Annotated in this window: 17 protein-coding genes and 2 pseudogenes; 14 read left to right on the top strand and 5 right to left on the bottom strand. The window is 51.8% G+C overall.

The window, feature by feature from the left end; translation table 11 throughout:
• Positions 1-437 precede the first annotated feature (437 nt).
• Both ACYZTS_RS10945 and ACYZTS_RS10950 read left to right on the top strand, forming a co-directional pair.
• A pseudogene (locus ACYZTS_RS10945) lies at positions 438-720 on the top strand (isochorismatase family protein); the annotation flags it as partial.
• A gap of 15 nt (positions 721-735) precedes the next feature.
• Positions 736-1,029, top strand: a complete 294-nt coding sequence (locus ACYZTS_RS10950) for an NMCC_0638 family (lipo)protein (RefSeq protein WP_461995832.1) — start codon at positions 736-738, stop codon at positions 1,027-1,029.
• Between the two features lie 376 nt (positions 1,030-1,405).
• Here the strand turns inward: ACYZTS_RS10950 and ACYZTS_RS10955 are convergent, their stop codons facing one another.
• Positions 1,406-2,053: a hypothetical protein gene (locus ACYZTS_RS10955; protein ID WP_461995834.1), complete on the bottom strand. Its 648-nt coding sequence runs from the start codon at positions 2,051-2,053 to the stop codon at positions 1,406-1,408.
• A gap of 472 nt (positions 2,054-2,525) precedes the next feature.
• Here ACYZTS_RS10955 and ACYZTS_RS10960 point away from each other — a divergent pair, with 472 nt between their 5' ends.
• The 6 genes and pseudogenes from ACYZTS_RS10960 to ACYZTS_RS10985 all read left to right on the top strand — a co-directional run bounded on the left by ACYZTS_RS10960 (position 2,526) and on the right by ACYZTS_RS10985 (position 6,013).
• On the top strand, positions 2,526-2,807 hold the full coding sequence (locus tag ACYZTS_RS10960; protein ID WP_461995836.1) for a helix-turn-helix domain-containing protein: 282 nt from the start codon (positions 2,526-2,528) through the stop codon (positions 2,805-2,807).
• Positions 2,808-2,945: 138 nt separating this feature from the next.
• Positions 2,946-3,281, top strand: a pseudogene (locus ACYZTS_RS10965) (DUF4113 domain-containing protein); the annotation flags it as partial.
• Between the two features lie 83 nt (positions 3,282-3,364).
• Entirely contained in the window at positions 3,365-3,922 is a 558-nt protein-coding gene (locus tag ACYZTS_RS10970; protein WP_461995837.1) for a hypothetical protein, read from the top strand.
• Between the two features lie 251 nt (positions 3,923-4,173).
• Positions 4,174-4,629 carry a hypothetical protein gene (locus ACYZTS_RS10975; protein ID WP_461995839.1) on the top strand — a complete coding sequence of 152 codons (456 nt, stop codon included), beginning with the start codon at positions 4,174-4,176 and terminating at the stop codon, positions 4,627-4,629.
• 253 nt (positions 4,630-4,882) lie between these two features.
• Positions 4,883-5,110, top strand: coding sequence for a BPSL0761 family protein (locus tag ACYZTS_RS10980; protein WP_461996407.1), 228 nt, complete (start codon positions 4,883-4,885; stop codon positions 5,108-5,110).
• Positions 5,111-5,596: 486 nt separating this feature from the next.
• Complete coding sequence (locus tag ACYZTS_RS10985) at positions 5,597-6,013, top strand: hypothetical protein (RefSeq protein ID WP_461995841.1); 417 nt, start codon at positions 5,597-5,599, stop codon at positions 6,011-6,013.
• Positions 6,014-6,137: 124 nt separating this feature from the next.
• Here the strand turns inward: ACYZTS_RS10985 and ACYZTS_RS10990 are convergent, their stop codons facing one another.
• The gene (locus ACYZTS_RS10990; RefSeq protein ID WP_419712687.1) at positions 6,138-6,347 is read right to left on the bottom strand and encodes a hypothetical protein; all 210 of its coding nucleotides are present in this window, start codon (positions 6,345-6,347) and stop codon (positions 6,138-6,140) included.
• A gap of 106 nt (positions 6,348-6,453) precedes the next feature.
• Between ACYZTS_RS10990 and ACYZTS_RS10995 the strand changes: the two genes are divergently transcribed.
• Positions 6,454-7,236 (top strand): SIR2 family NAD-dependent protein deacylase, encoded by a 783-nt coding sequence (locus ACYZTS_RS10995; protein WP_461995843.1) that lies wholly within the window; start codon positions 6,454-6,456, stop codon positions 7,234-7,236.
• Positions 7,237-7,896: 660 nt separating this feature from the next.
• Positions 7,897-8,184 (top strand): hypothetical protein, encoded by a 288-nt coding sequence (locus ACYZTS_RS11000; RefSeq protein ID WP_461995844.1) that lies wholly within the window; start codon positions 7,897-7,899, stop codon positions 8,182-8,184.
• Positions 8,185-8,394: 210 nt separating this feature from the next.
• Here ACYZTS_RS11000 and ACYZTS_RS11005 read toward each other — a convergent pair whose 3' ends face one another.
• From ACYZTS_RS11005 to ACYZTS_RS11015, 3 genes are all read right to left on the bottom strand, one after another.
• The gene (locus ACYZTS_RS11005; RefSeq protein WP_461995846.1) at positions 8,395-9,603 is read right to left on the bottom strand and encodes a PDDEXK-like family protein; all 1,209 of its coding nucleotides are present in this window, start codon (positions 9,601-9,603) and stop codon (positions 8,395-8,397) included.
• A 148-nt stretch (positions 9,604-9,751) separates the two neighbouring features.
• Complete coding sequence (locus tag ACYZTS_RS11010; protein WP_461995847.1) at positions 9,752-10,192, bottom strand: hypothetical protein; 441 nt, start codon at positions 10,190-10,192, stop codon at positions 9,752-9,754.
• A gap of 174 nt (positions 10,193-10,366) precedes the next feature.
• Positions 10,367-11,515 carry a hypothetical protein gene (locus ACYZTS_RS11015; RefSeq protein ID WP_461995848.1) on the bottom strand — a complete coding sequence of 383 codons (1,149 nt, stop codon included), beginning with the start codon at positions 11,513-11,515 and terminating at the stop codon, positions 10,367-10,369.
• Between the two features lie 1,110 nt (positions 11,516-12,625).
• Here ACYZTS_RS11015 and ACYZTS_RS11020 point away from each other — a divergent pair.
• The 4 genes from ACYZTS_RS11020 to ACYZTS_RS11035 all read left to right on the top strand — a co-directional run bounded on the left by ACYZTS_RS11020 (position 12,626) and on the right by ACYZTS_RS11035 (position 20,253).
• Positions 12,626-13,924 (top strand): hypothetical protein, encoded by a 1,299-nt coding sequence (locus tag ACYZTS_RS11020; RefSeq protein ID WP_461995850.1) that lies wholly within the window; start codon positions 12,626-12,628, stop codon positions 13,922-13,924.
• A gap of 130 nt (positions 13,925-14,054) precedes the next feature.
• A complete protein-coding gene (locus ACYZTS_RS11025) occupies positions 14,055-17,510 on the top strand; it encodes a DEAD/DEAH box helicase family protein (protein WP_461995851.1) in 3,456 nt (1,151 codons plus the stop codon).
• Between the two features lie 29 nt (positions 17,511-17,539).
• Entirely contained in the window at positions 17,540-19,081 is a 1,542-nt protein-coding gene (locus ACYZTS_RS11030) for a type I restriction-modification system subunit M (protein WP_461995853.1), read from the top strand.
• On the top strand, positions 19,078-20,253 hold the full coding sequence (locus tag ACYZTS_RS11035; RefSeq protein WP_461995855.1) for a restriction endonuclease subunit S: 1,176 nt from the start codon (positions 19,078-19,080) through the stop codon (positions 20,251-20,253). The genes ACYZTS_RS11030 and ACYZTS_RS11035 overlap by 4 nt, the downstream gene beginning before the upstream one ends.
• Positions 20,254-20,444 lie beyond the last annotated feature (191 nt).

A 20,444-nucleotide genomic window follows, 5' to 3' on the forward strand; every position in this document is an offset into this window, starting at 1 on the left:
GCTCGTCTACGTCGGCCAGGTTATTGCCCCACACGATCCACGCGTCATGGCTTTCTGCTGTTCGCGCTGACCTTTTCCTGATTTGTAAACAATGGCGCGATCACGCTTTTCAAGGCTTGGCGGCACATTCAACGATGCGTGATGCAGCACGCATGCTTTTGATCGGCTCGGTACTAGCCGGCTGTGCGAGCATCTCGTAGCGAGTGAAGAGTTGTTTGACTTAGTTCGTCTACGCGCCTTGCCAACCAAGCACCGTGCGGATACTGTCAGATTCATAAATCAGCTACGCATTGCCTCGACCCCCCTACCACTATCGCCCGAAGCGGGTCGTGAGAGGTGTCGTGAGCCAATAAACGTCAACTTCAAAGGCCCGCCAGCGATGGATAGAGCCTTTTCTTTTACCCTTTGTCGCTGGCCCAAAGGCAAAGAAAAGCACTATGCATGCACTGTTGACTCTCAATATGCAGCTTGGATTGTTTCATGGTCCGGATAAAACCAAGGGCTGGCGAAGCGCTGCTGCACACTTTGAAAAACCGCTTGAGCAAAGTCCGCAGGGCAGGTGCGCCTATATTTTTTGCTCGCCACGTAGGTCCGCCTGGCTCGCCTATCGACCCTGGAAGCCCCCTGGCGCAACTGTTGCCGGAACTGTTGGTGGAAAGCGACGAGGCGATCCTCGAAAAACGCCGACCCAATGCTTTCTACATGACTAATCTGGCCGATGGCTAAGAGCTTATAGTGCTCGCGCTTCCTAGCGCCAAGAATTTTTGCGCCTTGCATGGCCGCAGGGCCAGTAGTGAGACTGCTATAAAGCCGTTCACAGGAATGGTCGAAAATCCCCCCTCTCCTTTTATCTCAACGCTAGTAAAAAACGAGCAAACGCAATCTCCCGTAAGTGGGCAAATTCAAACTCTTTCCTACGAATGGTCAGCTTCAAGCGCGACACGAAAAATGTTGTTTACCCTCACGACCGCCACATCTGAATCCGCGCAACTTCAAGTGCTTGGTTCGGCAGCAATCATCAGCCAATGAATCAAAGCTCGCGTTTAATGGGTTGCACAGCAGCGATAGGCAGCAGCCTTCCGATTTGAACCGATGCTGACTGTCTGCTTTGGGTCGTTCTCTGCCGGTCATGTCCACGAATTGTGCTGGTCATATCCGATGCAAATGACTGGTCAGGTCGAATGCAAATGGGTGGGCAAGTCCGTGCAATTACCCAATAACATCCGCCGAGGGAGTCGACGCTGACCTCGTATCGAGTTTTTGCCTAGTGCATCGCGGTAGGATACTCACGGTGGTCAGCGAATCGCATCAGATTGTTGGTGAAGGCCATGAATGGACTCATTGACCCCAACATTTCAGCTAACCCTAGCACGCATCAGGCTTCAGCTGATCTCGGTGAGCCCCATCAAGGTACTTCGTTCTCTTCGCCAAAGTAACTCTCGCCTTTGGCCCGCTCATTTTTCCAGTACTGAATGAGTCTGTAGATGCTCTGCGCATCATGCGATTCGAGCTCCCAAAAATCGGTATCTTGCCAATCATCGAACGTTTGCTCCATGAGGGTGCTCGCAACGTCTCCATAGGGCATGTGGGGATCAATCAGTTCCTCATGGTCTCTGCAACCGCTCAACCACTCATCAGAGCTGTACCCATTGGGCAAATTGCAAAGTCGCCACCATCCACGATAGGTAGCGGCAGTTCGACGAACGGAATCGACGCGATAATTGGTCTCATCCTTTTCTGACCAACTGCCCTTTTGAATCATAGAATCGCGATACGCATCACGATCCCGAAAAAACATCTCATACAGTCGAGGATCTCGATTGGCCCAATCATAAAACTCACACTCGATTCCTGACTGCCCCCAGCGTAAAACCGTGCGCACCACCGCCGCCTTGGTCACTCCAAACACCCATTCATACTCATGTAAAAAAAGGGGTTGGTCAGAGAGTTTTCCCTGACAGGCGAAGGCAAATTTATCTTGAAATTCAGACCAAAATTCATCTAGCTCATCGAGCGTTCGCAAGCGGACAAAGAGTGCTTCGTCTGCAAGCATCGCGCGCTCTGGCAGTTCAATGAAAACGGGCAACCGTGATGATCTCGTTTGCATAGACGTTAAATCTCGCGAATGCCATGATTACACCCTTTCGGCGAGCCATTTTTTCATCCAATGTCTAACCGTCCAACGTCTTAATAGGGCAACCTTTGTCGCAGACGCAGAGGATTATTTTGCAGTGACTAAGTGAAGCGCGCCAGTCTTTTACTGTGGTCAAACGACACTACAGTATCCTTCTCAACCTGATTGCCTTTCAGTCTTCTTGAACACCGACGCAGTGAGAGTTGCCTGCAGTGGGTTCCTTCTGAATAGCGAAATATCCGGCAAACGTGACCCTTCGCAGATGTGCATTGATGGCTCTGCTTGAGCCCTTTTCAAAGAAAAATCAGGCGGAAGAGCAGATTTATACTGTTTACAGTATAGAACAAAAATGCTTTGGCCGGCCTTATCGTTCCTTTTGCGAGAAGCATTTATGCGATTGGAACTCAAGCAGGCCATTGGCACAGTCATCAAGTCATACCGGCTCAAGAGAGATATCTCTCAAGAAAGCTTAGGTCCAAGTCAGCCCTATACAAGCAACCTTGAATCAGGAAGGGGTAGTGCATCGCTGGACAAAATCGAGCAGATGGCGGACGTTCTCGGAGTACATCCGATAAGCATAATTTTCGCTGGATACCTAACGTGCAATGATGCTGCCAGCAAGGACCAGTTGCTTGAGAGGATACGAATTGAGCTGGCTGAAATAGGGCTGTAACTGACCTGATTTACTCGGCGCCTTTTGTAGGCTGGTTTTCCCTTCCAGCGTGACAGGAAGTGAATGCCTAGTGAAGATCATTCGAATCTTTCAATCGCTTCTCAAAACCCCAACTTGGGTCTGTCCAGCGGGTTCGATTACCCGACTTGTGACACCTTGCTCATGACACGACTTGCTACTGACTCGGCAGACAATATCTTTCGATCGGGTTTCCGTTACAGCAAAGTTGAGATGTCGTGGTGCCGATGGATCTGAGGCAGCCAGGCGAGTTCACTGAAGGCCTGTGCGCCCGTAAGCAATCGGCCGAATGCGTTCGCCTGATGCAGGTCATGGACAGTATCAACGATAGATGGCGAAGGGAGACGCTGCGGGCTGTCAGTGTTCCGGATCACCTGACTGGGGATGCGCCGAGAGATGATGAGGCAGTCATATACGACCAGGCTGGACGAGCTATGGGTGGTACGCTGCGATTGATCTGCCTGTGTTGGAAGAGCTTGTGCGAGATGTAGATTTCCACGCTTGTCCATACGCAAAAATTAGGAACTGGAGGTACTCAGATGGAAGCTGTTGCCGTTTTCACCAGGCAGATACTCAGTCGCTCAAGCGACCACAAAAGAGCCATGCAGCTGCTAGCGACAGCCAATATTCCAAGCCAGATGATGGCCATTCTGCGTCAGGAATTGGACTCAATGGTTCGTGTCATTTACTTATTGAGCCAAGAGCCATCAAGGCGAGCGAAATTGATTGAAGCATCGGTGAATGGGCAGCAATGGGTGCAGCCCGGCGGTCGGGGTCGTGTAACAGATCGCGAGATGGTCATGTTGGCTCAACAGCTTCAAGGTTGGACGCGCTCCGTATACACGTTTGGGTGTGCCTTCATTCACTTGTCCAACCTGCACGATTACAACAACCGAGACCCGATGTCACTGCTTCCTGCCGAAGAATGCGAAGCCATTCTCGACCACTGTCGGTACTATCACGGCGGCCCGGAAGGCTCTGCGTTTATAGATTTGCTGCCCTACCTGCCGAGTGTTCTGGAAAAGGTATCGAGCAACCTTGAATGCTACCTAGAGCAGTTGCACGATGAAGGGGCCCTTAGACCCGACGAAATATAGGAAAGCGACAAGGACAGTCTTATGTTACGAGTGGTTGTATCTTTGGCTGTGACACTCTGGCCGGTTGCTTATGTGCATGCCGAAAGCGTCTCTCCGTGGGAGCCAGGTCAGGATCTCGAACAGTTCTACACCCAGTATTGCTCGGCACCAAACCTTGAAAAGCACTACTTTCCATCGCTTGATTCACGGCAGTTAGCTGGGCTCACTCGGCTCGCCTCGGAGGTGTTGTGGGCTGATTATCAGAAGACTTGGTGGGTCGAGAAGGCGCAGCAACACAGGTTCAAGGCCTGCTGCGGGATTTGGGTCGCCCGATAGCACCAACATTCACATCAATGCTACAGCAAGCGGCCAAAGAACCTATGCGCAGCAAGTATGTGTATGCATATAACACCAATGCGGACCAGCGCAGTTACGCCCTTGATGCGTTCTCGAAATTGGGTAAAAGCGATGCTGCGTTAGGGGCTGCAATGGTGACCGTGCTTGAGTGCCGGATCATCCGAAACGTGAAATCCATGGACCCTTTTGTGGCCAGCCTGGTCGACCAGGTTAAGACCATAAATATTCCAAAGGCCTCGACCAGATCAGCCAAGGCCAGCTCGGGAGGTGGTTACTCCGAACCTGACTGTAGCTGCGGCGGCGGGAATTTTGCTATGGGCCTCGAGGCGGGCATTACTGCATCACATCAGGTGGACATAAGGACTATGTGAAACACTGCTGGTCTATGCAGGCCTGGGTCAAACATCCGTTTTTGGTGTCTCGCAGTATCTGGTCAAAATCAGGCATCGCAAAGGTGATGCGCCACCACTAAGGCATATCACCGATGCTGCCTGATGATTACAGCACGCTAAACCAGGGGAAAACGCCCACCAGCAGCGCAGTAAGCTTCTCCTGATAGGCAGATAGGTATTCAATTTCCCTTCTATTGCACTACGACTTCAACGTATGGAGGTTTAGATGACAATGCCATTTGAACGTACTAGATCTGTCGCACAAGCTCACAATTTTCTGACAGAACTTGCTTACGACTCGGAGGTGCCTGAACGTGTTAGACGAAATGCTCAGTTTCTTTTACGCCACTTTCCCGCGAAGAGTGATGTTCTGCGTGCTGGTCTTATTGAAGAGCAAGCGAGAAAACTAGGGATAGGTAGTATCAGCCCCGTGTTTAGCTCCTCAACTGAGGACTGGTAGCTATCGGCAGGCCTACCTGTTGCCGCTGCCTTTTCACCGTGCAGTAAATAGGTGGCCGACGGAGGGCTGAAGCCGCCCGTCCTCACGGCTGTTTCGTGCCGTGTGGAGTGGCCGTTCCTCGTCGTTTAATACATGCTCTGATCTAAAGGGGCAGCCGAATGCGTTATGGGCTGAGGTGGTCGAGCTTAAGCTGGGCCAGTCCCAAAGGATGCCTCGGTGGTTGAAATGGCTGAGGAGGGGCCTGGCAGGAGGGCCATGATGGTGACGAACTTAGATTCGGTCATTCAGGTGCTTGTTGCCGTATGTACTGCCGCGACCTTCCCGTGGGCGTACACAGGATTCCGGTGGTTTCATTGGGCTCGCGCTTGCAGTATGTTGCATTTCGCTGCCGCATTGATTTAATGACGGCCACCTGATAACGATTGGCTGGACGTTGCTGTATGGTCTTGCTCATCACGGCGTTCCACTCGCGGCGGGTGTCCGAAGATGTCTGATCAGCCTCTGAGATATGGCAGTTACCAATGGTTTGAAGAAACCGCAGAGGAGCTCCCGCTCAACGCGAGTGAGATCGAGGTACGTCTAGCCGTCGCCGAGTTCGTGATACGGCGGGTGGCCGGAACTCCGGCCGGGGAAGAAATTTTCAATGGGTTGTTACAGCATTTTGAGAATCGATATCCCCAGCACAAGCTACTTACGCATTATTTGCTCAGCCCAGGGTACTTGGCACCAGACGCCGAAGGCCTTGAGCCAGAGGCGGAAGAAACGACTTTTGGGTTTGGCGCGCTCGATGAGCGGCTGATCAATAACCTGCGCCATCGCGATGAAAGCCAGGAGCCACCCGGCCCGCTGGCGGGAGTAGGTGCGGATCTCCAGCCTGGCGACACTCGTCGTCGAAAACCGTAAGTCAGCAGTCCTGACAGTGCCAAAAGCGGATCGATAGACGATGCCCTCTCGTCTCTGGCTGTGATGAGTGGGGTAGTCACTCCACCGTTGTGGCGTTTCGTGGGTTACAGCTCGCTTTTGATCTTCATTCCGGCGTCATCATTACCGCGAGGGTCATCTTGATGAATTCTTCATTTCGGTCGATCGCCACCAGGGCGCCGCGTACATTGTCCGCGACTTCAACCGCACCACGCTGCTCTACCCAGTTTGAAAGTTCTAGGATGGCCGCCTCCAGGGCCAGCTGGTTTTCGTTGAGCTTGGACAACAGGGAAGGCAGCAGGTCTGAGGTGGGCATGGTGTTTCCTCCGTGAAGGCAAAAGCGTAGCAGGGCGGGGTGGTCTTCGACGGCATTAGCTGGCAGTTGCTGCTTGTGGAAAGCAACTGAGGCTGGGAGGGGTAGCATGACGGTCATAGAGCAAGCTGTAGACGCACTGCAAAAGGCCAGAAAGGTGGTCTTTTTCACCGGCGCTGGCATCTCCGCCGATAGCGGCATTCCCACTTATCGCGAAAAACTTTCTGGAATCTGGACAGGATACGATCCGAGGGATTTAGAGACGGCCAACGCCTTTCGGGAGAACCCCGCATTGGTGTGGGGATGGTATTTGTGGCGGCGGCTCCGCGTTGCTCAAGCAGAGCCCAATGCCGCACATCTTGCAATACCGCGGATGGCTAACTTCCAGTGCCAGGTGTCTGTTGTCACCCAGAACATTGACGACCTCCATGAGCGAGCCGGCTCGTTAAATGTGGTGCATTTGCATGGCAGTTTGGCAATGCCCAAATGCTTCGCCTGCCATCGGCCTGCGGTTGTGTCACCCGATCAATCAGCGGTGCCAGATGAAGGTGCTCTGATCGACCCTCCTAGGTGTCAGCGTTGTAATGGCAAGATGCGTCCTGCGGTGGTCTGGTACGGAGAGGATTTACCGCCCGAGGCTTGGAAAACTGCGGTGCAGCTGGTGAAAGACTGCGATCTGCTGGTCTCAGTCGGCACCTCCGGGATCGTCATGCCTGCCGCAGGCCTTCCCGATCTTGCGTTGGCGTCTGGAGCTTCGGTCATTCATGTGAACAAGGTCGACGTTGCAATGGGTGAACCGAAGGAGCTCATGCTGATGGGGGCTGCCGCCGAAGTACTGTCGATGCTGCTCGAAAGGATAAAGCCGGGTAAAACCAGGAAGCTTGAGCTTTGAGGCTGCGTTTCGAACACGCGCTTCTGATCTGCCTATTAGACCGCTACAGGCGGACGCTTACGACGCAGGTTTATAGGGAATTATAGAGCGATTATAGAGCGACTATAGGTGACCGAATCTGGTCGCCTTATATTGGACTGTCGACCTCAACGTGCGGACGCTTATGGACTGGATTTAGGTCACTGCTTCAATCAGCATCCGTCGATGCCTGATACAACGGCACATATCCCCCGCACGAGAATCTACGCGCTCCGACGATAAGCTACCCTAGACATCTGTTGCCTAACCGACAGACCTCGCAGTGACTGTCGCTAACAAATTCTCAGCAGAGTTTTCCATGCTTTCTTCGAAATATTCAAATGACAGACCTACACCTTGCTGCAACCAACTGCCTAGACGCACAGACAGCGACCAGTGTGTTTCATCCCCTGCGATCCGGCAGACCACCCCCTCACGGATCGCGTGCTATTCGTGCGAAATTGCACTCTATTTAACTACCCGTTTGAATTCGACCTGACCATCGAATGCATCGGATTTGACCAGCTTTCCAACCATGATCGGCAGAAAACGGCCAGTAGCGGACGTTTCTGGGGGGAGAAGTCTGCCCCCAAAAGAATTATGCCAATGCTGGCCTAAACGGATAGCGAACGGTGGGGAAAAGTGGACTTTAAAGAAGCATTCACCCTGGTAAATGATCTTGCCCAGGCCATGCCTGCGATATTCGACAGGGTCACAATAGAACTCGCCTTTGGTGACGCCAGTCCCGCCATCGGCGACTGGTCGGACCCAACCAACTCGGGAATGCTGGTCACCGGCGATGGTGTTGGGTGCAAGAGCGGCGTGTATTTTTTTGGTACCCCTGAAGGGCAAATCCTCTATATCGGCAAGGCAACCCGGAACAACCTGCACCATCGGGTCTGGGACCATGTTAAGACGCCCAGCATCTGAGAAGACGGTTGGCGAACCTTTCCCAACCATCGGTTCACAGGGTTTGCGAACGACAAAAATCCAGTGCCTCACGTTCAAGACGGTGAAGCACGGATTGCAGTCATCACGGTCTCTGACCCGGTGGTGGTATCCCTCATTGAGGTCTATCTACAGACGGCCCACATGAAACGGCACGGTACATTGCCAGCTTTCAACCGACAAATTGGCTAGTCAACCGACTGGCATTGCCTGTGGTTGCGTCGCACTGACACTTGCACACTGCAACTCAGGCTGGCCAGACAGCTCAGATTTGATCAGCTCGACAGTGCGCAGCACCTCCGTGACCAATGCCCCGGGATCAGACAAACAGTCCATTTTGCTGGCAACGTTGTCCTGGTAAAGGCATGAGTACCATTTGAACGCATTCCAATTCCGCCACATCAGGTACAAAGGCAAATGAGGCGTTTGCGCCAACAATCCTCCATCGCTCGCCAGTTTCCCGCTACTGACCGGCACCACGCCATAATGCAGCGCATCAGTAGCAACCTCGATTCGTAGCAGCATTCCCTCGACACCAATGTCGAAAAACTGCCCCACGTGCTTCAACCTCAATGCCTTGGGCAAGAACCACTTGCGGCAATTCGCCTCGCTACTTTCATGCCCGGTAAAGTCAATCGGCGATGACACGGGCGTACAGCGTTCTGACAATGCGTGGCGCACAGCATCAAAGAAGCCGAACAATACTGTCCCCTTCGCATGGGGCAGTGCCTGGGCGATGGCCTCGGCAGCCTGCAAATTGTCGTCGGCAATGAGAAGTTCGATCAGTGCATTTCGTGTGGTATGGGTCATGGCTCGCCCGGTGATTTTCTGAACCAGATTCTTGTACTGGATCAATGCATGCTGAAGTGCCGGCGTCGCGCTTGAGGTGCTGACGCACCGCTCAAGCCAGTCGAGGATGTGTTCCTGGTACGACAGTCGACGGTAGCTCACGCCGCAATGACTGCTTGCGTGCGCCTCCGTGCCTTTCTTTGTCAGGTACCACAACTGCCACTGCTTGCCTGAGGCCTTGCCAATATCGTCATAACGCTTGAGTTGTTGGTTGCCGTCGAGGGCGTCGATCTTGTTTTCGATCAGGATGAGGTGATCCCTCAGGTGAATCACCACATCCACACGACCGTACCCCGCGAAAATCTGCTCCTTTTGCACCCTGGCGTCGCTAAGGCTGCATTCGTGTTCGAAACCCATTGTCGACAGGAACAGTTCAAGGAAGTACACACCTTGACCGTGACGGCCATCGGGGCTCAAGAGTTCTGCGATCATCGCCGAGTGAGTGTTGACCTCGGCCCGTTCGATTCGGGTAATGGAGAAGAGGTTGAACAGCTCACCGCTTGCTGCGAGTTTGGCGTTCGTCTCTCTCACCAGGCTGCCGGCCTGATTCAACAACAGTTGTACTTTCTCCATGCTCACTGTTTCCCCAGAATCGGATTCAGTATTTTTCGTAGTTCAGACTCGATTAACCCAACCCCGAAGTAAGATGTCGGCGGCGCCTCGAAACTCTGATAACTATATGTAATTTCCACATCACGAATTAAGTGCGGTCTTGCCCGAAGCTTAAGTGCATACGTTCCGGACTCCAAGAGCGATTCGACGTGATTTTGGTTCGATCAGCTATTGACTCTCGCTTCCCTAAATAAAATGGAATCGGTTTGCCTGCTGCCAATGCCGCTAAGTGATGCTTCACCCGACTCGGGTAATAACGAGGGATTTTTTCGTCATGCGCTTTGGCCCGTATTGTTCCCCATCGCTCACCAAATTCGCCAAGTTCCGCTGCTGTGGAAAACTTAAATTTCGCTTCGAAGTAATAAATCCCAGGCTTTTGAGGCAGGACAGGAAGCTCATCATCCTCACCGAGATCAAGCGTTTTTTGGGTTTCTCGCAAGTGTTGGGCAAGTGCAGTAATTGGCGCATGTTCAGTCAGTTTTGAATGAGCACTTACCAGTTGCTTCAAAGCCGCTTCAAGTCTTTCCAAAGGTTACTCCCAAGTTCTGAGCACAAAGAGGCACCCAAGAGTGCGTGTTCATGGTGGTGTCCTCCATGTTGCTGGAGGGTACGGGTGTATCAGTCTCAGTGCTCCGTTGCCGCTACTCGCCCCGTAGCTACCGGTCACAGATCCTGCATACTCCATTGCAAATCAAAGCTTACGTCAGCGCATGACAAGTGCATGCAAGGTATGGAACAGGTGCTCGAGAATTTTTCCAGCGGATACATCTGTGTCAGGCTTCGAGGAGGCGGTCGTGAACGGCCTGTACCCCGGGTAAAACGTATCCTGCAAGCTCAGCGCTTGCACTTGCTGTAATCGCGTGGGCATGCAGGGTGCGGTGCTGGAAAGCACTAGGCAAAGGATCGCCGCCTCTCGCAATGCCCCCCTCGGCCTACCGTCATTCGATCTGGCCAATGCCTCAAACAACTTATGCAGGAAGCAAGACAGGTGAAACAGTTCGTCTTCGTCCAACTCATGCACGTGGCGCCAAGAGACGTTGACGTGACAATTGAAGCGGTGCTGTTTGTCGATTTCGGGTAGAGCCCGTCCCAGAAAAAGACACTCGCTGGCTGCCACCAGCACATCCGGCTGTACGTCCTCGACTACAAAGGCAAAGCCCTCCAGTAGATGGGCTTCATCAGGATCTGCCGGGTTGTGATGCAACATCACCGATGGCAAAACAGGCTCTTTGGATGACGCGTCACACAACTCGGCCTTGATAAAAAAGCCGAGTGCGGCCAAGCCGTTCAGTGCCCGCAGAATGATCTCGACCAGTTGCTGACGGTAATCCCGGTTGAGTTGGCCTTGATGGTCGAAGATGTGACCGTCAACTTCCTTGATCTCCCACAGGATGTTATGCAGATAACCGGTTGTTTCGTGATACCAGTATTTCAACCTCCGCGCGTCCTCGCCAACCGGCTCCATCAATGCCACAAGAGCTTTGGTTTGCCTTAGTTCCTGCAATTCGCCTTGCAACCGTATGACTTCCTGCTCGGACGCCTTGAGCCTAGCTTGCAACTGCCGCTCGCGAGACTTGAGGCTGGCGGCGAGGTCCTGCCCCACAGCGAGCTTGCCCAGTCGGATTTGCCCCGGAACTGGATTATCAAAACGCGCAACCGGAAGCCGCTCGCCCGGCCCCAGCAACTGGTCACACCAGCTAGCGAAGGTCAGGTCCTTCGACGCGCTCGCAGACAAGCGGCCCTTCAGGGCACGGTCAAGCACCACCTCTTCCACGTCGGTAAAGTCTGCCAATACACCATATTTGCTCAGAACACTCAGTTGAGCTGCCTTTGCCTTGCTCTCTAAACCCACAGTCGCTCTCCCTGGCTCAACACTGTCTACCGACAAATCGTCGAGAGCATGCCAGCAGGCTTGGCAAACTGCCACCATCGCGTGAGCTGGGTGTATTGGCCGATTAACTCTGCCATCCGTACTGGGAGATCTGAATAGGATTGAGTTTGCTGCTGAACGACAAACTTCTTATCACTCGCCACTGGATAAGTCGGACGCGACGTACTGACTTGCTCATCGCGACCAACCCCTAGATTCCAGATTCCAATTGCCTTCCGAGTCCTCTGGCGGCTAGCGCCCGGACCCACGACTAAATACTCGCCTTCACCGACACCATGAAATTACGCGGATTCTCATAGTATTTGCCAAACGTCTCAATGCCGACGGTCGAGTAATAGCGCTTACCGGCGAGCGTCAGCGTCTGTCCATCTGCCGCCTATCATCGCGGGCAGCTGTCGGCCAAATGCGGCCGCTCGGCAGATGACAATCGCGCGTTGGCTGGCAGCCCCTGCAGCGCTGGCGATCACCAGTGAAATGATGCGAAGGATGGCCACTGGAGAGCTTTTCCTTATACGACAAGCCTATCCATACGTAGCCTATACCCCGGTATCTCCCGGGCAAGTCGGTCCATGGTGGCCATCGCTTCGCCTGAGTTAACACCTGTCGCGGCATCCCCCGTGGCTGCCTAAGCTGCCGGCGGGCACCTGGCACGGGCTACCGAAACCTATGGAACTACTGCCAAAAAACTTACGTAATTGTGGCTAAAAAAACTATGTAAATATTTAATAGAATCTAATCTTTGCTTAGAGATAGTTTTTCTCCGCGCGTCCAGAATTTCTCCTGCAACGTCAACTGCACAGGAGATGAAGATGCGCAGACGATTGAACGAAGGAACCCCGATTTCCCTACACGCACTGACAGTCGGTATGCTGGTCCATTTGAAAGGCACCGATTTCGGCTGCGTGTGGCGGATCACTGGATTTGAGCGGGATGAGCACGGGGAGGTTTGGCTGCGACTTCAAACTCCCATGACCTTGAAGACCTCCAGGGCACGTGCGAGCAGAGCGCGGTACATACGTGCGCAACAACCTTTCGCGCGTCGGTTTTAACTTTTCCTAGGGATGCGGATACATGACCTCCAACGCTGACTTACCGCCGAAGAGCGACGTGTATCTCGCGACCACGATCGAGAAGAAGATCGGTAGCTATAGGAAGCATATGCCTGAAACCGAAAGGCAGACCTTTGCTCGCAATTTGGGCACTCTGCTGACATCGGCAAAAAGCAGCGGCATAAAGAAGAGTGCAATTGTTGTCGCTTCAGGAGTGCCCCACTTCCCTGAGGCCCCTGCTAACAGCCTGAATGCTTACTGCATTTTGTCGGATGGTAAAAGCAAGCGGGCAGCTAAAACGAGGTTATGTGCGAGCCCAGCCCCATATCTTAAGCTTGCACTAGCTGCTGCAAACCTGATGAATATGGCTCGACACGATGCCATTCTAAAGCTCACGGAAGGCTCTAACTATTTCAGCGCTGAAGACGAAATTGATGAAAGTGCGTTCTCACCCGCTCAAGCCGTATGGGAATTGCTCAAAGCGAAGCTAGCTGTCATCGTTGAGCGCCATCAGCTCAAGCAATACTTCCGTGAAGCCTACAGCGTGTCCGCGTCCTTCGGTGAAAGTCTATTTAATTCGGGTGTTTGGGAGCAGGACACATCCTGTTCGCCATCAACTTCATACTGGCCTTCAGTCTATTTATTTACGATAAGCCACTCCAGTGCTCGAGCCCGCTGCACTATTGTAGAAACCAAATCTGACATAGAAGGGGTCGTTCATTCTGTCGAGTCTGTATTTCTTACACTAGGCTGGAATCCGAAAGGCTGGGTCGTTGGCTACCTAGAGATTCTTCCTGGATTAGCGGTTCAGTCGTATGAGCGCGGCGATCACACGCCACTATATAACTTCCGATGCTCAGGTGAGACCCTCACTGAGGGACGAGTAAGAGGCATTAGCTTCTCTATAGAAAATGGAGGCTTTATTAAGGTATCTGACTCCCCAGGGAATTGGCCATATCGCTTACGCTCTAGAGTCCGATTCGAATCGTTGAGCCCGCGCAATCTCGCCTCAACCCTTTTGGAAAGTCAGGTGATTTATACAACAGACGCTATAGTTGTCCCAGAAATTGATACAGCTTCGGTATTGTCACCCCCTGATTCACCTTTGGCCTTATTGGAAGCTCAACTATACCGCAGACCCCCTACTTGGCCTAAACGCAGCACCCAATACTTTCTTGATAAATTAGAAGAAGAAATCATTGACATGACAAGCAGCTTTCGAGAGTGGCGTAAATCTCAGAGTGACTTAGCTAGAAGAGACTACTTTTCCGAGCTCGAAGCCGCAACCTTGGAGCTAAACTCATTAAAAGGCCAGAGCTAAAGATCTGGCTAGACTCTGAACGTTGGGTAATTGGATCAAGCAGCTCGGCATCACAGAGACTTGAGGCATTGGTAACCCAACAGCTGGCACAATAAATTAACCATCAGGAAGTCACTACGGGCAGAAAGGCATGAAGTCCATAAACTTTGAACATCTCAGAACAAATTGGCCTGCTTTGTCGGATCTTGGCGGCTTCGCTGAGACTTACGCGTACCTCGATCCCCAGAGCTCGCTAGTAAAGCTGCGCTGCTTTGTAGAGAAACTGGTTGGCTTCATCTACATCGATCTGAGGTTGCCCGCTGAGCCCAACGCAACTTTTATGGATCGACTTACCAACAGTAGCTTTACCGCAGTTGTGCCAAAGGTAATTCTCGATAAGCTCCATGCGATTCGGATTCATGGCAACAAGGCCGCGCACGAAGGGAGCGTTTCAGCGAATACCTCGGTATGGCTAGTTCAGGAAGCTTATCACCTAGCCTGTTGGCTATTCATCGCCCAAGGTGCAGGCGTTCGCGACCAATGCCCTGATTTTCAGCCCCCTCAGATACCGACTGCGTCAGGCGCCGCAAAGGCAGGGCTCAACAAAAAGAACAAAGCACTGCAGGAACAGATCGCCGCACAAAATATTCAGCTCGAAAGTGCCTTGAAGGAACTGGTAACCGCTCAGCAATCAGAGCAGGAAGCGCTGCAACAGGCTGCCAAACTCAAGGTAGCGTTCGATAAAACCAAGGTTCAGGCTTTCACTTCCGGCAGTATCAAAGCGACTAACACCCTTGATTTTAAGGAAGCCGAAACCCGCCGTCGTCTGATAGATAGCGAACTGCGTCTCGCGGGTTGGGATGTAGGTGCCAATGGTGTAGATACCGAACAAGTTACAGTCGAACACGAGCTGGATGGCCAAGATACGGCCAGCGGTCTAGGCTACTGCGATTATGTTCTATGGGATGACGACGGCAAGCCGCTAGCGGTGGTAGAGGCCAAGCGCGCCCGTGAAAATGCGGAGAAGGGACGCCAGCAAGGCAAACGTTATGCTGACTCGCTGGAAAAGAAGCATAACCAGCGTCCGGTTATCTTTTACACAAACGGTTATGACGTCTGGATTTGGGACGATGTGCTCGACACCGTGCCACGCAAGCTCTATGGCTACTACAGTAAAGACAGCTTGCAGTATTTGATTAATCAGCGCCGTCAACGTAAGGACCTCAATAACACCCCTATCGACACCGCCATCGCCGGTCGTCTTTACCAGATGGAGTCAATCACTCGTATCAGTGAGCGTTTCAGCGAAGGTCATCGCAAGGCGCTTGTGGTTCAGGCCACAGGCACAGGTAAGACTCGCGTGTCGATTGCACTCACAAAACGCCTTCTTGATGCCGGCTGGGCAAAGCGGGTGCTGTTCCTGTGCGATCGTAAAGAGTTGCGGAAGCAGGCCAAGAATGCTTACAGCGAATTCGTCAAAGAGCCTCTCTACGTGGTTGGTCGCAGTAAGAAGCAGGATCAGCATAACGCCCGTATTTACATCGCCACTTATCCCGGGATGATGGGCATTTATGAGAAATTCGATGTTGGATACTTCGATCTCATCATAGCTGATGAATCTCACCGTTCGGTCTATAACGTCTACGGCGACCTGTTCAAATACTTCGATGCCCGCCAGGTTGGTCTAACAGCCACTCCTGTAGAAATGGTCAGTCGTTCCACCTGCCGCCTTTTCGGCTGTGACTACAAAATGCCGACTGCGAGTTATCCATTGGAGCAAGCTGTGGAAGATGGCAATCTCGCGCCGTTTCGCGTGGTGACCCATACCACCCAGTTCCTACGTGAAGGAATCAAGGGTACCGCGCTCAACGACGAGCAGCTCGCTGAGCTAGAGGATCAAGGCCTCGATCCGAACGAACTTGATTTCAGCGCCCCTGACATTGATAAAGCAGTGTTTAACAAGGACACCAATCGCTCCATCCTGCGGAATCTGATGGAGCGCGGATTGCGCGACATCGACGGTCAACTGCCAGGCAAGACCATTGTCTTCGCCCGTAGTATCCAGCACGCCGAATTACTTGCCACTCTTTTCAGCGAGATGTATCCCCAATACGGTGGTAATTTTTGCCGTGTGATTCATTCCAAGTACGAGCGTGCCGAAGAGCTAATTGACGATTTTAAGGGATCTGGCGAAAAACCCTCCGATGAGGTCACTGTTGCAATCTCGGTGGACATGCTAGACACCGGCATCGACGTCCCAGCGGTCGTGAATCTTGTGTTCGCCAAACCAATCAAATCCAAGGTGAAGTTTTGGCAAATGGTGGGACGCGGCACCCGTCTATGTGAAAATTTATATGGCCCCGGCCTGCATAAGAGCCATTTCCTTATCTTCGACCACTGGGGTAACTTCGATTATTTCGAAATGGATCCGGCCGATGACGAGGGCCGTCCGAGTAAATCCCTGTGTGAGAAGCTGTTTGACACCCGACTCGATCTAGCGGAAAACGCCTTGAAGCGCGCGGAGATGGATCTTTTCCATCACACGATCACCCTTATCAAAGAGGATATAGACGCCCTCGACGACCGCTGCATTGCTGTACGGGACAAGTGGCAGCTAAAGGCGCAGCTGGGGGATACCAAAAAGCTTCAGCAATTCACCCCTGATACCCGTAACCTGTTACGCAACGAAATCTCCCCGCTGATGCAGTGGCGCAACATTAAAGGTCAGAGTGAAGCGTTGCACTGGGATCAACAGCTTACTGAATTACAACTGATTAACCTGACAAGCCCCTCACAGATTGATGTCGCAAAACATCCCGTATTAGACAAAGTCAGACAGCTTTCTATGCACCTCAACCCCGTGCGGGCCAAAGCAGAGGCGATCAAGTCGATCCAGAAAGATGCTTTTTGGCAGGATGTGAGTTTCCAGGAACTGGAGCAGCAGCGTCTGGCTCTCCGAGGTATTATCCACCTGCGCGATAAAAGCGGAAGCCGTCCCATCTCCAGTGAATTGCCTGTATTGGACATCAAGGAAGACACAGCCGAGCTCCAAACCTCAGACCGCCAGACGCGAATCGTCACTGTTGACTACCAGATCTTCCGCCAGCAGGTAGAGGCTACCTTGTCTCCTCTATTCGATACTGATCCGGTACTGGTCAAAATCCGCAATGGTGAGCCTGTGACTGAGGCTGAACTCGCCCAGCTCAATGCCCTTGTACACGTGCAGAACCCCATGTTGGATTTGGAAACGCTGAAAGAGTTTTTTCCCGACTCTAGCGCTCCCCTCGACCAATTACTGCGTACTTTAATTGGGTTGAACGTCCACGCCATCGAAAATGCTTTTACTGAGTTCGTGCAAGCCAATCATGTCAGCCTCAACGCCCGCCAGCAGCGCTTTATCGCTCTGCTGAAGATCCATCTTTGTAAATTCGGTACCATCCGAATCGAGCAGCTGTATGACCAGCCCTTTACTACGATCCATACCGAGGGACTTGACGGCATATTTACCGAGCCGCGTCACGCCAATGCTCTCGTGGCACTGGTGGAGCGCTTCGGCATAGCGATAGGCCACCGCCGCAGTGCAACACAGCGCACCGTGCGCACCTGATTAATTATCTGTAGCTAAGAGACCCCTCGATGATCACCGGCGAACTGAAAAGTAAAATAGACAAGCTCTGGGAAGAGTTTTGGACGGGCGGCATCGCCAACCCGCTGACTGTAATCGAACAGATCACCTTCCTGATGTACGCGCGCATGCTGGATATGAACGAACGCCGCGACGAAAAACGTACCGAACGTACAGGCAGACCTTTTAACCGTCGCTTCAAAAACCTGGAACAGGAAATGCGTTGGGAGCGCTTCCGTCATTTGCCCGCCGAGCAAATGTACAAACTAGTAAAGGACGAAGTATTTCCCCACTTTAAGGATCTGGCTGGCGAGGGCACCCTTTTTGCTGAGTTTATGAAAGATGCCCAGCTGATGATTCAAAAGCCTACCCTGCTTGTGAAAGCGGTCAACATGATCAGCGAACTCCCCCTGGATAGCTCGGATGTGAAGGGCGATTTATACGAGTATCTGCTTTCGAAGCTCACTACCGCAGGCATTAACGGTCAGTTTCGTACTCCGCGCCATATCATCCGCGCTATGGTGGAGATTCTCGATCCTGTCGCCACTGACAGAATCGCGGATCCGGCCTGCGGTACTGCTGGCTTTCTCGCGAGTAGTTATGAATATCTGCTGCAAAAATACAGCTCCCCTGAGGGCGTGATCACCGAAACATTAATCAATGATAAGGGTGAATTGGTAGAGCAAAAAATCTACAGCGGTGACCTGCTGCATGAGCACCGTAAGCATGTCGATAGCGACATGTTTCACGGCTTCGATTTTGACGCCACCATGCTGCGAATCGCCGCTATGAACCTCGTGATGCACGGAGTTGCCGAGCCTGACATCCATTACCAGGACACTCTGAGCCAGCGTTTTGTCGAGCGCTTCCCTAGAGCAGCTAAAGAGAGCTTCGACGTTATTCTCGCCAACCCGCCATTCAAGGGTAGTCTTGATGAAGAGGATGTTGATCCGGCACTCCTTCGGGTGGTCAAAACAAAAAAAACCGAGCTGCTATTCGTCGCCCTTATCTTGCGTATGCTCAAAGTTGGTGGACGCAGCGCCACTATCATTCCCGACGGCGTACTATTCGGCTCTAGCAACGCGCACCAGCAGTTGCGCAAGCACCTGATCGAAGATAATCAACTTGAAGCGGTAATTAGCTTACCCAGCGGCGTATTTAAACCTTATGCTGGAGTTTCCACAGCCATTCTGATTTTCACTAAAGGTGGCGAGACAGATCATGTCTGGTTCTACGATGTACAGGCCGATGGATTTTCTTTGGATGACAAGCGCCAGCGCATCAACATAGATAATTTACCTGATCTAATTAATAGTTTTAAAACCCGTGACAAGTCACTAGCAGTGAGCGTCCAGAACGATCGCACCTCCCAGCAATTCTGGATCAGCAGGAGCGAAATTGCTGAGAACAAATACGACCTGTCTCTTAATCGTTACAGGGAGCAGATACATGTGGCCGAAGAGTACGATACACCCAAGGTGATCCTAACTAAGTTGAAGGCGCTAGAAAGCGTTATTCAGCAGGAAATGGAAGAGCTGGAGGGAATGCTTTGAAATTTTCCACCGCAAAACTAGCTGATGTTGCACCTGCGAGGGCGCTAAAAAAGAAGGTCACAGACGATTCTGAACTGGTATGGCACTTAAACCTGGATCAGGTTGAGCCTCAAACAGGCAGAATCCTCGATGAGATAATCGCTCCTGTTAGCGAAGCCGGTAACTCAACACAATGGTTTGATGAACGACATGTTTTGTACTCGAAGCTTAGACCGTATTTGAACAAAGTCGTTGTGCCAGAGAAGCAAGGGATCGCAACTACAGAGTTAGTGCCGATGGTTCCTGATCCTTATCGCTTGGATCGTAAATATTTAGCGTATTACCTTCGGTCGGACAAGTTTGTAAGTTGGGTCAGCGCGCAGGTAGCAGGTGCCAAGATGCCACGGGTATCCATGAATGTACTTTGGGAGCACGAAATCCCCATTCCGAGCCTTGCCGAACAACAGCGCATCGTAGCTATCTTGGATAAAGCCGACGACCTACGTTACAGGCGTCAGCAAACCATCGGTCTAGCCGACCAATTCCTCCGAAGTGTATTTCTAAAAATATTCGGCGATCCGGTGAGTAATCCGAAAGGGTGGGATACATTTTGCCTAGGTGACTTGATAACTAGCGGCCCCTCCAACGGGCTCTATAAACATTCGAGTGAATATGGTGAGGGAACGAGAATCCTCCGAATTGACGGATTTTACAACGGAGTACTTGAAGATCAAAACAATCTAAAGAGGGTTAGGTTGTCAAGTGGCGAAGTGGAAAAATATGCATTGTGCGACAAATCCATAGTTATTAATCGAGTCAACAGCAGAGAATACTTGGGTAAGTGTGCCTTGATTGAGGGTCTAAATGAGCCGACAGTATTTGAGTCAAATATGATGAATTTCAAGGTGGATGAAAGAATAGCAATACCAAGCTTTGTAGTTGACCAACTCTGCACGCCATACGTAAAAGGCCAAATTCTTACTTCATGCAAAGATGCGGTAAATCAGTCAAGTATTAACCAGCAGGATGTGAAATCTATAGAGCTGCGGATCCCTCCTATGGTTGTGCAAAATAAATATTTTGAAATTGTTTCAAGGAGTAGAAATTCGACTAAGACAGCTAGGAACCAACTTGTGGAGTTCCAGCGCTTGTTCGCAGCCCTTAATCAACGAGCTTTTGCTGGTCAACTATAAAGCATGAGTTATCATCTACATGGATGTCATCGTATATTCGAATCTTCTCTTAATTCCGATGATTCACCACTTTTTCAGTGCATTCATCGTCAACTGCAATCAGATTTGCAAAGGCACGCTGATGCAGCGGAGGCTCGTCTCGTTCGGCAGTCTGCCTCGCAAGAAAATTTTCGGTCTCTGCTTCAAAACTT

The sequence above is a fragment of the Pseudomonas sp. TMB3-21 genome, assembly GCF_054898145.1.